The 15,422-nt window shown below is 59.9% G+C and carries 11 protein-coding genes; all 11 read left to right on the forward strand.

What is annotated here, in order from left to right:
- Window positions 1-103: 103 nt before the first annotated feature.
- The 11 genes from KJS55_RS00965 to KJS55_RS01015 all read left to right on the forward strand — a co-directional run bounded on the left by KJS55_RS00965 (window position 104) and on the right by KJS55_RS01015 (window position 15,335).
- Window positions 104-2,497 (forward strand): ribonucleoside triphosphate reductase, encoded by a 2,394-nt coding sequence (locus KJS55_RS00965; protein ID WP_187031347.1) that lies wholly within the window; start codon window positions 104-106, stop codon window positions 2,495-2,497.
- A gap of 190 nt (window positions 2,498-2,687) precedes the next feature.
- Entirely contained in the window at window positions 2,688-3,587 is a 900-nt protein-coding gene (locus tag KJS55_RS00970) for an NAD(P)/FAD-dependent oxidoreductase (RefSeq protein WP_213542476.1), read from the forward strand.
- A 179-nt stretch (window positions 3,588-3,766) separates the two neighbouring features.
- Window positions 3,767-4,492, forward strand: a complete 726-nt coding sequence (locus KJS55_RS00975; protein ID WP_213542478.1) for a GntR family transcriptional regulator — start codon at window positions 3,767-3,769, stop codon at window positions 4,490-4,492.
- Between the two features lie 52 nt (window positions 4,493-4,544).
- Window positions 4,545-5,036: a 5-(carboxyamino)imidazole ribonucleotide mutase gene (gene purE, locus KJS55_RS00980; protein WP_213542480.1), complete on the forward strand. Its 492-nt coding sequence runs from the start codon at window positions 4,545-4,547 to the stop codon at window positions 5,034-5,036.
- A gap of 77 nt (window positions 5,037-5,113) precedes the next feature.
- A complete protein-coding gene (locus KJS55_RS00985) occupies window positions 5,114-5,800 on the forward strand; it encodes a phosphoribosylaminoimidazolesuccinocarboxamide synthase (RefSeq protein ID WP_213542482.1) in 687 nt (228 codons plus the stop codon).
- Window positions 5,801-5,841: 41 nt separating this feature from the next.
- Window positions 5,842-7,266 carry an amidophosphoribosyltransferase gene (locus KJS55_RS00990; RefSeq protein ID WP_187031337.1) on the forward strand — a complete coding sequence of 475 codons (1,425 nt, stop codon included), beginning with the start codon at window positions 5,842-5,844 and terminating at the stop codon, window positions 7,264-7,266.
- 106 nt (window positions 7,267-7,372) lie between these two features.
- Window positions 7,373-8,410, forward strand: coding sequence for a phosphoribosylformylglycinamidine cyclo-ligase (gene purM / locus KJS55_RS00995; RefSeq protein ID WP_213542484.1), 1,038 nt, complete (start codon window positions 7,373-7,375; stop codon window positions 8,408-8,410).
- A complete protein-coding gene (purN, locus tag KJS55_RS01000) occupies window positions 8,404-9,024 on the forward strand; it encodes a phosphoribosylglycinamide formyltransferase (RefSeq protein ID WP_213542486.1) in 621 nt (206 codons plus the stop codon). The genes purM and purN overlap by 7 nt, the downstream gene beginning before the upstream one ends.
- The gene (locus tag KJS55_RS01005; protein WP_213542488.1) at window positions 9,021-10,199 is read left to right on the forward strand and encodes a phosphoribosylaminoimidazolecarboxamide formyltransferase; all 1,179 of its coding nucleotides are present in this window, start codon (window positions 9,021-9,023) and stop codon (window positions 10,197-10,199) included. Before purN ends, KJS55_RS01005 begins: the two co-directional genes overlap by 4 nt.
- Window positions 10,200-10,359: 160 nt before the next feature.
- On the forward strand, window positions 10,360-11,640 hold the full coding sequence (gene purD, locus KJS55_RS01010; protein WP_187031329.1) for a phosphoribosylamine--glycine ligase: 1,281 nt from the start codon (window positions 10,360-10,362) through the stop codon (window positions 11,638-11,640).
- Window positions 11,637-15,335, forward strand: coding sequence for a phosphoribosylformylglycinamidine synthase (locus tag KJS55_RS01015; protein ID WP_213542489.1), 3,699 nt, complete (start codon window positions 11,637-11,639; stop codon window positions 15,333-15,335). The genes purD and KJS55_RS01015 overlap by 4 nt, the downstream gene beginning before the upstream one ends.
- The last annotated feature ends 87 nt before the right edge of the window (window positions 15,336-15,422 follow it).

Here is a 15,422-nt window from a genome sequence, read left to right on the forward strand (position 1 = left end):
CTTGTGTCTTCTTTTCTTGACTTCCCCCGCCAATATGTTACAATGGATTTCGCGGGACCTTTGTCCCTTCGAATGAATATCACACGAGAAAGTAGGGAGCATTATGTATCAAGTGGTCAAGCGCGACGGCAAGATCGCCGATTTCGACATCTCCAAGATCAGCGTCGCGATCACCAAGGCCTTTGAGGCCACCCAGAAGGAGTTCAATCAGGACATCATTGATTTCCTGGCTTTGAAGGTCACCGCGGACTATCAGGACAAAATTCATGACAGCCGCGTTACCGTGGAAGATATTCAGGACAGCGTAGAGAGCGTACTGGGTAAGGCCGGCTATGAGGACGTGGCCAAGGCTTACATTCTCTACCGCAAACAGCGGGAGAAGGTCCGCAACGTCAAGTCCACCATGCTGGACTACAAGACTCTGGTGGATGACTATGTGAAGATCAACGACTGGCGGGTGAAGGAGAACTCCACTGTCACCTACTCTGTAGGCGGCCTGATCCTCTCCAACTCCGGCGCCATCACCGCCAACTACTGGCTCAGCGAGGTCTATGACCAGGAGGTGGCCCAAGCTCACAAGAGCGGCGACATTCATCTCCACGACCTCTCCATGCTCACCGGCTACTGTGCTGGCTGGAGCCTCAAGCAGTTGATCCAGCAGGGCCTGGGCATCCCCGGAAAGATTAATTCCTCCCCTGCCAGCCACCTCTCCACCCTCTGCAACCAGATGGTGAATTTCCTCGGCATCATGCAGAATGAGTGGGCCGGCGCCCAAGCGTTCTCCTCCTTTGATACCTATCTCGCTCCCTTTGTCCGTACCGACAATCTGACCCAGAAAGAGGTCAAGCAGTGCATCCAATCCTTTGTCTATGGTGTGAACACCCCCTCCCGGTGGGGTACTCAGGCGCCGTTTTCCAACATCACCCTGGACTGGACCGTGCCCAAAGACCTGGCGGACCTGCCAGCCATCGTGGGCGGTAAGGAGATGGACTTCACCTACGGCGATTGCAAAAAGGAAATGGACATGGTGAACAAGGCGTTCATCGAAATCATGACCGAGGGCGACGCCGACGGCCGGGGCTTCCAGTACCCCATCCCCACTTACTCCATCACCCGGGACTTTGACTGGAGCGAGACAGAGAACAACAAGCTCCTCTTTGAGATGACCGCTAAGTACGGCACCCCCTACTTCTCCAACTATATCAACTCCGACATGGAGCCCTCCGACGTGCGGTCCATGTGCTGCCGGCTCCGTCTGGATCTGCGGGAGCTGCGGAAAAAGTCCGGAGGCTTCTTTGGCTCCGGCGAGTCCACCGGCTCTGTGGGTGTTGTGACCATCAATCTTCCCCGGATTGCTTATCTCTCTCAGACGCCTGAGGAGTTCTATGAGCGACTGGACAAGATGATGGATATCGCCGCACGTTCCTTGAAGACCAAGCGTACCGTCATCACCCGTTTGATGGATGCCGGACTCTATCCCTATACCAAGCACTATCTGGGCACCTTTGACAACCACTTTTCCACCATCGGCCTCATCGGTATGAACGAAGTGGGGCTGAATGCTAAGTGGCTCCGGAAGGATTTAACCCACCCGGAAACCCAAGCTTTTGCCCAAGATGTTCTCAACCATATGCGTGAGCGCCTCTCCGACTATCAGGAGATGTACGGTGATCTCTATAACCTGGAGGCCACTCCTGCCGAGTCCACCACCTACCGGCTGGCCAAGCACGATGTGGAGCTCTACCCCGACATCATCACCGCCGCCAAGAAGCCCGGTGACACTCCCTATTACACCAACAGCTCCCATCTGCCGGTAGGCTACACCGCCGACATCTTTGAGGCCCTGGCCATCCAGGACGACCTGCAAACCCTGTACACTTCCGGTACCGTGTTCCATGCCTTCTTGGGCGAGAAGTTGCCGGACTGGAAGACAGCTGCCGCTCTGGTGCGCAAGATTGCGGAGAACTTCAAGCTGCCCTATTACACCATGTCTCCCACTTACTCCGTCTGCCAGGACCATGGCTATATCACCGGCGAGCACTTCACCTGCCCCACTTGCGGCAAGCAGACCGAGGTCTGGAGCCGGATCACCGGTTACTACCGTCCCATCCAGAACTGGAACGACGGTAAGGTACAGGAGTTTGCGGACCGGAAAGAGTATGAACTGGAGAACTCCCGTCTGGAGGGCCGTCGGCTCTGTGACCGAGAGACAGGTACCACCCCCGACGCCGGCACCGCCACCGCCTCCGCCGCGCCGGAGCAAGCGGACGGCCTGTACCTCTTCACCACCGTCACTTGCCCCAACTGCAAGATTGCCAAAAATGAGCTGGAAAAGGCGGGGCTCCATTATACCACCATGGATGTCAGTGAGCACATGGATCTGGTGACGGAATATGGCATTCAGCAGGCACCCACCCTGATTGTCCGGCATGACGGCCAGGTGGAGAAGCTGGTGAACGCCTCCACCATCAAGAAATACGCCGTGACCCACGGCTAAAATGCCAAAAGTTTCGTCCACCTTTACAAAGGTGGCGGGTCCGGGTGGAACCCGGTGGGTTTGGGCCCAGCCTTGCGGGTACACCAAGCGCGGGCTTTGCCCGCCCCAGGCAGGGGTGCCGCCCCTGCACCCCGCCGCCTTTGGAAAAGGCGGGCGAAACTTTTAAACTCTGATACGAGGAGTCTTTCCCATGAACAAGCATTACGACATCATCATTGTCGGCGGCGGCCCCGCCGGTCTTACCGCCGCCATTTACGCAAGGCGGGCCGGCAAGTCTGTGCTGGTGCTGGAAAAGGCCGCCGTGGGCGGCCAGATTGCCTCTTCGCCTCGAGTGGACAACTTCCCCGGTCTCCCTGGTGTGACCGGGGCGGAACTGGCGGACCGGCTCTTTGAGCAGGCCACGGCCCTGGGTGCCCATCTGGAGCTGGAGGAAGCCCTGGAGCTGCGCCCTGGTGACCCCAAGACTGTGGTGACGGACTACCAGACTTACACCTGCGGCGCCCTGATCTACGCCGCCGGGACCGCACACCGAACCCTGGGCCTTCCCCGGGAGGAAACCCTCCCCGGCGTCTCCTACTGCGCCGTGTGTGACGGCGCATTCTACCAGGGGAAGGATACGGCCGTGTGCGGCGGCGGCAATACCGCTTTGCAGGATGCCTTGTACCTCTCGGAGCTGTGCCGGCATGTCACGGTGATTCACCGGCGTTCCGTTTTCCGCGCAGACCCCATTCTGGTAGAGGCTCTACAACAGCGGGCTAATGTCTCCTTTCTCCTGGACACTGTAATCGAGGAGCTGCTGGGGGAGGTCTCCCTGGAGGCCCTGAGACTCCGCGCTTTCGATGGAACAGCCTTTGAGCTACCGGTAGCTGGCCTTTTCCAGGCGGTTGGCCAGTTGCCTCAGACCGCTTTGGCCGCATCTCTACTCCCCCTAGACGAGTCGGGCTATGTGACCGCCGGCGAGGACTGCGCCACCCCGCTGCCGGGACTCTTTGTGGCCGGCGACTGCCGAACCAAGGCCGTCCGCCAGCTGACCACCGCCTGTGCTGACGGCTCCGCCGCCGCCCTGGCCGCAATCCGCTACCTGACATAACCTCACGCCGGACAGTGCTTTTCGATGCGCTGTCCGTTTTTTCTTTTCCGGGCCTGACAAGCCACACTGGAAATGCAGGTCGCAAACTGTCAGAATTGCCTATTGCACCTCTGAAAAAAATTCGATACAATGAGAATGCGTTTCAATGGTATTACCTATTTTGACGTGAGGTGAACGGAATGAGCACACAGCCAGCCCAGTCCAGAACCATCCGCGCCCAATTGCTTTCCGATATGCGGGAGGGCAGATATGCCGCCTGTGAGCGCCTTCCCCGGGAGAGCGTCTTGGCGGAAAAACTTGGAATTAGCCGCACCCAGCTGAGAGATGTTTTAGCATCCCTGGAGCGAGAGGGTTTTATTACACGACGCCACGGTGTTGGCACCATCATCAACCGCCATGTGCTGAATGCACACACCCGAATGGATATCGAGGTGGAGTTTTTAGACATGATCCGCCAGAGCGGCCATCAGGCGGCGGTGGCATTTGTTCGGGCGGAGGATGCTCTGGCGGACGCTCACGTGTCCCGCCAGCTTCAAATTCCGGAGGGCACACCGGTGGTTCAGGTCTCCCGGCTTTGCACGGCGGACGGCAGGCCCGCAATCTACTGTGTGGATGTCATCGAGCGCTCACGGATTCAAAAAGCCTTTACGCCCCAGGACCTGCAGTGTCCGATTTTTCAGTTTTTGCAGGAGTTTTGCGGAGTTGCCCCGTACCTGGACCTGACAGACCTGCGCCCCGTGACGGCGGACGGTGTCTTGGCGGAGCTCTTTGGACTTGCCATCGGCTCTCCACTGCTGTTTATGGATGAAGTAGATTTCGACATTGACGGCAACCCCGTCTTCTGTTCCCGCGAATATTTCGCAGATGGAATTTTCCGTCACACCGTGATGCGGAAAAAGCTTTGAGCGCGATGCTTCACCGCTCTCATATAGTTTATCTTTCAAGGAGGACACAACGATGAAGAAGGTAGCCGTAATCATGGGCAGCGATTCTGACTGGCCTGTTGTGAAAAGTGCCTGCACCCAGCTGGAGTCCTTTGGAATCCCCTATGAGGCTCATATTCTCAGTGCGCACCGCACCCCTGCTGCCGCCGCGGACTTCGCGAAAAACGCGCGGAAAAACGGCTTTGGCGTGTTGATCTGCGCTGCCGGAATGGCGGCGCACCTGGCAGGAGCGTTCGCGGGAAATTCCACGCTCCCCGTTATTGGCATTCCCATGAAGGGCGGCGTTATGGACGGACTGGATGCACTGCTGGCCACCGTGCAGATGCCAAGCGGCATCCCTGTGGCCACGGTTGCTGTGGGCGGTGCCAAAAACGCCGCAGTGCTGGCGGCTCAGATTCTGGCGGTCTCCGACGATGCCCTTGCCGCAAAGCTGGACGCAGACCGGGTGGACATGGCCGCACAGATCGCCGTGAAAGAGGCTAAGCTTCAATCCGAGCTTGTCTGAGTCCACATATCCATCAAGAAACCACACTCCTGACGGAGTTGGCCCAATCTATGCATATCTTTTAGGAGGAATTGATCATGTCTCAGAAACTCATCTACACCGGCAAAACCAAAAACGTCTACGCGCTGGATAACGGCAACTATCTGCTGAAATTCAAGGATGACTGCACCGGCAAGGACGGCGTCTTTGATCCCGGCGAAAATTCCGTAGGCCTCACCATTGACGGCGTGGGTGATGTGAACCTGCGCATGTCCATCTATTTCTTTGAGAAGATCAATGCCGCTGGCATCCCCACCCATTACGTTTCCGCCGACCTGAAAGAAACCACTATGGAGGTCAAGCCCGCCAAGGTTTTCGGCCACGGGTTGGAGGTGATCTGCCGCCACAAGGCCGTGGGCAGCTTTATTCGCCGCTATGGAGAGTATATTGCCGAAGGCGCAGATCTGCCCGCCTATGTGGAGACTACCTTTAAAAATGACGCTCTCGGTGATCCCCTGGTGACTAAGGACGCCTTGGTTGCTCTGGGCGTGATGACGGAGGCCCAGTATGACGCCATCAAGGAGGAAACGCAGAAGATCACCCAGATTGTTGCTGACGACCTGAAGGAAAAAGGCATGGTGCTCTATGATATCAAGTTTGAGTTCGGCTACGATGCTCAGGGCAATGTGATGCTCATCGACGAGGTGGCCTCCGGCAACATGCGGGTCTACAAGGATGGTCAGTATGTGGACCCCATGACCCTCTCTCAGCTGTTCTTTGCCTAATTGGGCGGAAGAACGACAATATCAAATCAGGAGTCATTTCAATGGGCGGTTTTTTTGGCGCCATCTCCAAACAGGACTGTGTGCTTGACATTTTCTTCGGCGTGGACTATCACTCCCATCTGGGCACCCGCCGTGGCGGCATGGCAATCTATGATGAGGCCTCCGGCGGCTTCCAGCGGCAGATCCACAACATCGAAAACACCCCCTTCCGCACCAAATTTGAGGGGGACCTATCCGACTTCCGCGGCCACAGCGGGATTGGCTGTATCTCTGACATGGACCCCCAGCCTCTGCTGGTCCGGTCTCATCTGGGGCTGTATGCCATCACCACGGTGGGCATTATCAACAACGATGAAGAGCTGGTGCAGCAGTATTTTTCCGACCACGGCCATCAGTTTATGGCCCAGAGCAGCGGCAAGGTCAACGCCTCGGAGCTGACAGCTGCCCTCATTAACCAAAAGGATTCCCTGGTGGAGGGCATCCGCTATGCCCAGGAGATCATCCAGGGTTCCTCCACGATCCTCCTGCTGACACAAGACGGCATCATCGCCGCCCGGGACAAGCTGGGCCGGCTGCCCGTACTGGTAGGACAGAATGACCAGGGGTGCTGTGTCTCCTTTGAGTCCTTCGCCTATCAAAAGCTGGGCTACCACACGGCTTACGAGCTGGGTCCGGGGGAGATCGTTCGTTTGACGGCGGAGGGGTACGAGTCCCTCTCCCCCGCGGGAGAGGAAATGCGCATCTGTGCATTCCTCTGGACCTACTACGGCTATCCCAACTCCAACTATGAGGGCGTCAATGTAGAGGTGATGCGCTATCGCAACGGTGAGATCATGGCCCGGGATGAGGTAGCTCAGGGGCGCCTTCCCAAGGTGGATTTCGTAGCGGGCGTTCCGGACTCCGGCGTGCCCCACGCCATCGGTTTTGCCAACCGCAGCGGTAAGCCCTTTGCCCGTCCCTTTGTCAAATATACTCCCACCTGGCCCCGCTCCTTCATGCCGGTCAACCAAGACGTCCGCAACCAGGTGGCCAAGATGAAGCAGATTCCCGTCCCTGAGTTGATCGAGGGGAAAAAGCTCCTCTTTGTGGACGACTCTATCGTGCGGGGCACGCAGCTGCGGGAGACCGTGGAGTTCCTCTATGAGAGCGGCGCGGCGGAGGTTCACATGCGCTCCGCCTGCCCTCCCATTATGTACGGCTGCAAGTATCTGAACTTCTCCCGCAGTAACAATGACCTGGAGCTGCTCTCCCGCCGCACCATTCAGGAGCTGGAGGGCGATGAAGGCCAGCAGCACCTGGAGGAATACGCCGACGCCTCCACGGAACGGGGCCAGTGCCTGCTGAAAAGCATCTGTCAAAAGCTGGGCTTTGACTCTTTGGGCTACCAGTCCATCCATGGACTTCTGGAGGCCATCGGCATTGATCAGAGCAAAATCTGCACCTATTGCTGGACGGGCAAGGAGTAGATCTTCTCCCGCAAAACGACGTCAAAGCGCGTCCCCCAGGCGGGCGGAATCTCTCAAACCGGCTCTCAGCCGGTTTCTACATCACCATTGATCGGAGGCTTTCAACATGGAGAACTCCCATTCCGCATCCTACGCCGCCGCAGGCGTGGATATTGAGGCCGGCTATAAAGGCGTAAAACTGATGAGTCAGCATGTTGCCCGGACTGTGATCCCCGGTGTGGTATCGGACCTGGGCGGCTTCGGCGGACTGTTCGCGCCAGACCTTACCGGTATGTCTGAGCCAGTGTTGGTCTCTGGCACAGACGGTGTCGGCACCAAGCAGCGTATCGCGCAGCTTCTGGATAAGCATGATACCGTTGGCATTGACTGTGTTGCTATGTGCGTCAACGACATCATCTGCTGCGGCGCCAAGCCCCTCTTTTTCCTGGACTATATTGCCATTGGAAAAAATATTCCAGAGAAGGTGGCCACCCTGGTGTCCGGCGTGGCAGAGGGCTGTGTCCAGGCCGGCTGCGCCCTGATCGGCGGTGAGACCGCTGAGCATCCCGGCACCATGGCCCCGGAGGACTATGACCTGGCTGGCTTCTCCGTGGGAATTGTAGACAAGGCCAAGGTGCTGGATCACAATACGATGAAGGCGGGCGACGTCATTCTGGCTCTTCCCTCCTCCGGCATTCACTCCAACGGATACTCCCTGGTCCGCAAAGTCTTTGATGTGGAACACACAGACCTCGGCATGTATTCCGCGGAGCTGGGTCAGACCCTTGGTGAGGCCCTGCTCACCCCCACCCGTATCTATGTAAAGCCCATGCTCCGCTGCATGGAGGCCGTTCGGGTAAAGGGCGTCAGCCACATCACCGGCGGCGGCTTTTACGAGAACCTGCCCCGGTGCCTGCCGGAGCACCTCAGCGCCAAAATTGACAAGGCTGCTATCCAGACCCCTGCCATTTTCCGCCTGCTCCAGTCCCAGGGCGGCATCCCGGAGCGGGACATGTTCAACACCTATAACATGGGGGTCGGCATGACGGTCATCGTCTCCAAGGAGGACGCAGACCGCGCGCTCTCTTCCCTGTCCGCAGAGAACTGCAGTGCCTATGTGATTGGCGAGATCACCGAGGGCGGCGAGCGGGTGAATCTATGTTGAAAAATGTCCGCGTGGCGGTATTCGTCTCCGGCGGCGGCACGAATCTGGAGGCGCTGCTCAAGGCCCAGGAGGCCGGGGCAATCCCCCACGGAGAGATCGTGCTGGTGTGCGCCAGCACCCCTTCTGCCTACGCCTTGACCCGTGCTGCCAACCATGGCGTGCCGGGAATCGCCGTTTCCCGGGCGGAGCTGACCCAGGAGAGCTTTGAGGCGGCACTGACGGAGCAGCTCACGGCGTACCGCGTGGAGGTCATTGTTCTGGCTGGCTTCCTCTCCATTTTATCTGAGGGCTTTGTCCGCCGCTGGGCAAATCGAATTGTCAACGTTCACCCCTCTCTGATTCCCGCCTTCTGCGGGAAGGGGTATTACGGCCTGCGGGTTCATGAGGCGGCTCTTCAGCGGGGCGTGAAGGTCACAGGCGCCACCGTCCACCTGGTCAATGAAATTCCAGACGGCGGTCCCATCCTGCTGCAAAGGGCGGTGGAGGTCCTTCCTGGCGACACGCCGGAGGTTCTGCAGCGCCGGGTGATGGAGCAGGCGGAATGGGTGCTTCTGCCCCAGGCGGTAGAATTATTATGTCAACAAATTTCCGAAACCGGAGGTACTGCGCCATGAACGAACTGGAATTGAAATACGGCTGCAACCCTAATCAAAAGCCCTCCCGGATTTTCATGCGGGAGGGCGGTGAGCTGCCCATCACGGTGCTCAACGGCCGCCCTGGGTATATCAATTTTCTGGATGCCTTGAACTCCTGGCAGCTGGTTCAGGAGCTGCGGTCCGCTACGGGCCTGCCCGCCGCAACCAGCTTTAAGCATGTCTCTCCGGCCGGCGCCGCTGTGGGGTCTCCCTTAAGCGACGTAGACCGGAAGATTTACTTTGTGGAGGAACACGAGCCGCTTAGCCCCATCGCCTGCGCCTATATTCGGGCCAGGGGTGCGGACCGGCTTTGCTCCTACGGCGACTGGGCAGCCCTCTCTGACGTGTGCGACACCGCCACCGCTCGCTACCTTTTGGGTGAGGTCTCCGACGGCATCATCGCCCCCGGCTACACCGACGAGGCCCTGGAAATCCTGAAAAGTAAGAAAAAGGGCAACTACAATGTGGTGAAGATGAACCCGGACTACGTTCCCGCCCCCCAGGAGTATAAGGATGTGTTCGGCGTCACGTTCCAGCAGGGACGGAATCATTTTAAGATCAGCGAGGCATTGCTCGAAAACATCGTCACTGTCAACAAAGATCTTCCTCCGCAGGCGAAGACCGATATGATTGTGGCCCTCATCACGCTGAAGTACACCCAGTCCAACTCCGTGTGCTATGTCAAGGACGGGCAGGCCATCGGCGTGGGCGCCGGCCAGCAGAGCCGCATCCACTGCACCCGCCTCGCCGGAAACAAAGCGGACACCTGGTGGCTCCGGCACCATCCCAAAGTGCTGGCCCTGCAGTTTGTGGAGGGTATCCGCCGCCCGGATCGGGACAACGCTATTGACATTTACCTTTCCGACGAGTGTGACGACCTTCTCTCTGAGGGCGTGTGGCAGCAAACCTTTACCGTGAAGCCCGAACCTCTGACGGCAGAGGAGAAGAAAGGCTGGATCTCCACCCTTTCCGGTGTCACCTGTGGTTCCGATGCGTTCTTCCCCTTTGGGGATAACGTGGAGCGGGCCCGGAAGTCTGGCGTGCAGTACATCGCGGAGCCGGGCGGCTCCATCCGGGACGACCATGTGATCGCTACTGCCGATCAGTATGGCATGACCATGTGTTTTACAGGGATGCGGCTGTTTCACCACTGAGTTCTTTTGGAGGAGGACTTTGTCCTCCCTTCTTGACCTCCCCCCACACCAGTGACGCACGGCGCCACTGGCGTGCGTACCCAGGTCATGGTATCACACATGACGCGGCGAACATGATTAAAATCTATTTGCCTCCGGCAAATTTGAAGGAGTGCTTCCTATGAATCTTCTGGTCGTTGGCGGCGGAGGCCGTGAGCATGCGATCATCAAAAAAGTGAAGGAAAACCCGGCCGTAGAGACGGTCTACGCCCTGCCGGGAAACGGCGGCATTGCTGCCGACGCGGTGTGCGTCCCGGAGATCGGGGCCAAGGATATCGGCGCCATTGTGGATTTTGCCAGGGCCCACGCCGTGGACTTCGCCGTAGTGGCGCCAGACGATCCCCTGGCCCTGGGCTGTGTGGACCGACTCCACGAGGCCGGCATCCCCTGCTTCGGCCCAGAAGCCAAGGCCGCCCGTATTGAGGCCAGTAAAGTTTTTGCCAAAAACCTCATGCAGAAATACAACATCCCCACCGCCCGGTACGAGGTCTTTGACGACCCGGCAAGGGCGCTGGCATACCTGCGGGCGCTTTCGTCGTTCCCTGTGGTGGTCAAGGCCGACGGCCTGGCCCTGGGCAAGGGCGTGCTCATTGTCCAGAATCTTTCGGAAGCAGAAGCTGCTGTCAAGACCATGATGGAGGACCTGGCCTTTGGAGACTCCGGCAAGGAGATTGTCATTGAGGAGTTTCTCACCGGGCCGGAGGTGAGCGTGCTGGCCTTTACTGACGGCACCGCCATTGTCCCTATGGTTTCCTCTATGGATCACAAGCGCGCAGGAGACGGCGATACCGGACTGAACACCGGCGGCATGGGCACTGTGGCCCCCAATCCCTATTACACGCTGGAAATCGCCCAAATATGCATGGACACGATCTTTCTGCCCACCCTCGCGGCTATGCGGGCAGAGGGCTGCCCCTTCAAGGGCTGTCTCTACTTCGGGCTGATGTTGACGCCAGATGGCCCCAAGGTCATTGAGTATAACTGCCGCTTTGGAGACCCAGAGACCCAGGTGGTGCTACCCCTGCTGAAAACAGACCTTCTCACCATCATGCAGGCAGTGGAGAACGAAACTCTAGGCGAGCTGAGCGTGGAGTGGCACACCGGCGCCGCCGCCTGTGTGATTCTGGCCTCCGGCGGCTATCCCGCGTCCTACGAAAAGGGCAAGGCCATCACCCTCCCCGCTGCGTTCCCGGAGAATGTCACCTGCTACCACGCAGGAGACCGTCTCACGGAGCAGGGCCTTGTGACCAGCGGTGGGCGGGTGCTGGGCGTTACCGCCGCAGCTCCTACTCTGCGGCAAGCCCTGGCGGACGCTTACGCCGCCGCCGAAACGGTGGAATTTGATGGAAAATATCTGCGTCATGACATTGGCCGGCGGGCGCTGGCCGCGCTGGAGGGATGAGAATGGTACGTCGCATTTATGTAGAGAAAAAACCGTCCCTGCGGCAGGAGGCCGCCGGACTGCTTCATGAACTGCGCACCCTGCTGGGCATTTCCGCCTTGACGGAGCTGCGGCTGGTCCAGCGCTACGACGTGGAGGGACTAGACGAGTCCGCTTTCCAGAGGGCAGTTCGGACCATCTTCTCCGAGCCCCAGGTGGACGATGCCTTTGCGGAGCTGGCCGTTCCCGGCCATCCCCACGCCCTCTTTGCCGTGGAACCCCTGCCAGGTCAATTTGACCAGCGGGCAGACTCCGCTGCTCAATGCATTCAGCTGATGACCCAGGGGGAACGTCCCGCCGTCCGCGCGGCCAAGGTATACCTTCTGATGGGAAGTCTCTCTCAGGCAGAGCTGGACCAGATCAAGCGCTATCTTATCAACCCTGTGGAGTGCCGGGAGGCCGCGCTGGACCTGCCGGATACGCTGCGCGTAAGCGCCGCGTCCCCCGCCCCCGTGGAGACCATATCCGGCTTCACCGGCCTGGACGAAGCGGGCCTTGCGGCCCTGCTGGACCAGCTGGGCCTTGCCATGGACTTGGAGGACCTCAAATTTCTACAGGCCTATTTCCGGGACACCGAGCGCCGGGACCCCACCCTCACCGAGGTGCGGGTGGTGGACACCTACTGGTCCGATCACTGCCGGCACACCACCTTCTCCACCCACATCGACAACGTGCGGATCGATCATCCGGAGGTCCAAGCCGCCTATGAGCGGTATTTAGCCGCCCGGGAAGAGGTCTACGGTCCGGAAAAAGCCGCAACTCGCCCCCAGACCCTGATGGACATTGCCACCATCGGTGCCAAGACGCTGAAAAAGCGGGGCCTGCTCCCTGAACTGGACGAGAGCGAGGAGATCAACGCCTGTTCCATCCGGGTGGAGGCTCAGGTGGACGGCAAACCTCAGACCTGGCTTTTGATGTTCAAAAACGAGACTCATAACCACCCCACGGAGATCGAGCCCTTCGGCGGTGCGGCCACCTGCATCGGCGGGTGCATCCGGGACCCCCTGTCCGGGCGGGCCTATGTACATCAGGCCATGCGGCTTACCGGCTGCGGCGATCCCCGCGTCCCGGTAGACAAGACTCTGCCCGGGAAGCTGCCCCAGCGCAGGATTGCCCAGACTGCCGCCGCCGGCTATTCCTCCTACGGCAACCAGATCGGCCTTGCCACCGGCCACGTGGCGGAGGTCTATCACCCCGGATATGTGGCCAAACACCTGGAGTGCGGTGTGGTGGTGGGCGCGGCCCCGGCGGAAAATGTCCGCCGGGAGCAGCCCGCACCCGGGGACGTGGTGATCCTGCTGGGCGGACGTACCGGCCGGGACGGCATCGGCGGTGCCACCGGCTCCTCCAAGAGCCATAACCTCCAATCCCTCTCCACCATGGCCAGCGAAGTCCAAAAGGGCAACGCTCCGGAGGAGCGGAAGATTCAGCGCCTGTTCCGAAACGGCGACGTCACCCGCCTCATCAAGCGCTGCAACGACTTTGGCGCCGGTGGGGTCAGCGTTGCCATCGGCGAGCTGGCGGACGGCCTGGAGATTGATCTGGACGCCGTGCGCAAGAAATACGACGGGCTGGACGGCACCGAGCTGGCTATCTCGGAATCCCAGGAGCGCATGGCGGTGGTCGTGGCGGCCCAGGACGCGGAGGTTTTGATCGCCGCCGCCCAGGCAGAGAATCTGGAGGCTTATCCCGTCGCCGTCGTCACGGATACGGCCCGGATGGTGATGCGCTGGCGGGGCCAGACCATCGTAGATCTGAGTCGGGATTTCCTGAACACCAACGGCGCAACGAAGCACGCAGATGCGGAAATCCCTGCCGTTCAGCGAGGGTTCGTCAACCCTGCCGACCGGGGGAGCCTCCGCAAAGTGGCGGCCAGCCTGGAGTCCGCCTCTCAACGTGGACTCTCCGAGCGCTTTGACTCCACCATCGGCGCAGGCAGCGTGCTGATGCCCTTCGGCGGCAAACGGCAGCGCACCCCCACCCAAGCCATGGCCGCCTTGCTGCCCGTCCTCCCTGGTCAGGAGACGGAGCAGGCCAGCGTGATGGCCTGGGGCTTTGATCCGGAAGAGCTCTCCGCAGACCCCTACCAGGGCGCCTATCGGGCAGTGGCTGCCTCTCTTGCCAAGCTGGTGGCAGCCGGCGCGGATTATCGAAAAGCCTATCTCACCCTCCAGGAGTTCTTTGAAAAGCTCCGGGACGAGCCCCTTCGCTGGGGCAAGCCCCTGGCGGCACTGCTGGGAGCTCTGGACGCTCAGTTGGACTACGGCGCCGCCGCCATCGGCGGCAAAGATTCCATGTCCGGCACCTTCAACGATCTGGACGTGCCCCCCACCTTGATCTCCTTCGCCATCGCCCCCATCCGTGCAGGCGAGGTGCTGTCTCCGGAGTTCAAGGAGGCGGGCCATCCGGTCTATGCCTTCGGCGGCGGCAGTCCGGAACATCGGAAATTCGCCTGGAAGTCATTTCATGACCTGTGCTGTCAGGGCCGGGTAAAGGCCGCCTGGGCAGTGGAGCACAGCGTGGCCGAGGCCGTGATGAACATGTCCTTCGGCAACCGGATCGGCTTTTCCGCAGATCCGGCGGCGGTCTCCACCTGGTACCGTCCCTTCTGCGGAGAAATCATAGCGGAGCTGACGGAGGACGTGAACCTGCCCTGCGCCAAGCGTATCGGCGCCACCACCGCCGAGCCTGTGATCACCATCGGTGCCGACTCTGCCTCCATTGACGAGCTGCTGGCGCTGAACGAGGACGTTTTGGAGGCTGTATATCCCAACCGCGCTGACGCCGGCGCAGAGGCCGTTCCCGTGCTCTCCGCCCCCGCCGTCACCCGCGCCGCCCCCAAGACGGGCTGTGCCAGTCCCCGGGTGCTGATTCCCGTGTTCCCCGGCACCAACTGCGAATATGACAGCGCCCGGGCCGTACTGCGGGCGGGATTGACGCCGGAAATTTTGGTGCTCAATAACCAGACGCCCGCCGGTGTGGCGGAGTCCGCCGTCAGGTTTGCACAGGCGGCCCGGGAAAGCCAGATCATTTTCCTCCCCGGCGGCTTCTCCGGCGGCGATGAGCCGGACGGCTCCGGCAAATTCATCACCGCCTTCCTCCGCAGTCCCCAGGTGTCCGACGCCGTCATGGACCTGCTCAAGCAGAGAGATGGGCTGATGCTGGGCATTTGCAACGGCTTCCAGGCCCTGATCAAGCTGGGTCTCGTGCCCTATGGCGAGATCATCGACACGGACGAGACCTGCCCCACCTTGACGTTCAACATCATTGGGCGGCATCAGTCCCGGATTGTCCAAACGCGGGTGGCTTCCACCCGCTCCCCGTGGCTGAGCCGGGTAAAGGTGGGCGACATCATCAGCGTACCCATCTCCCACGGCGAGGGCCGCTTCCTCTGCTCAGAGCCTCTCTTGCAGCGGCTGGCGGAAAACGGTCAGATCGCCACCCAGTATGTAGATCTCACAGGCATGCCCACCATGGACATCGAAGGCAATCCCAACGGCTCCGCCTGGGCTGTGGAGGGCATCACCAGCCCCGACGGGCGGGTCTTCGGCAAGATGGGCCACAGCGAGCGCGTAGGCCCCGGTCTATACAGAAATGTCCCTGGCGATTATGACTTGCGCTTGTTTGAGTCCGCCAAAGATTATTTCAGCCTTTAACAGGTGACAAAGCAGTTTCTTTCGTGTATAATAGCTGAAATCCTGACCGAGGAGGCATCCTATGGAAGCCGTGGAGTTGGGCTATGC

The organism is Pusillibacter faecalis (assembly GCF_018408705.1).
Taxonomy (GTDB): Bacteria; Bacillota; Clostridia; order Oscillospirales; family Oscillospiraceae; genus Oscillibacter; species Oscillibacter faecalis.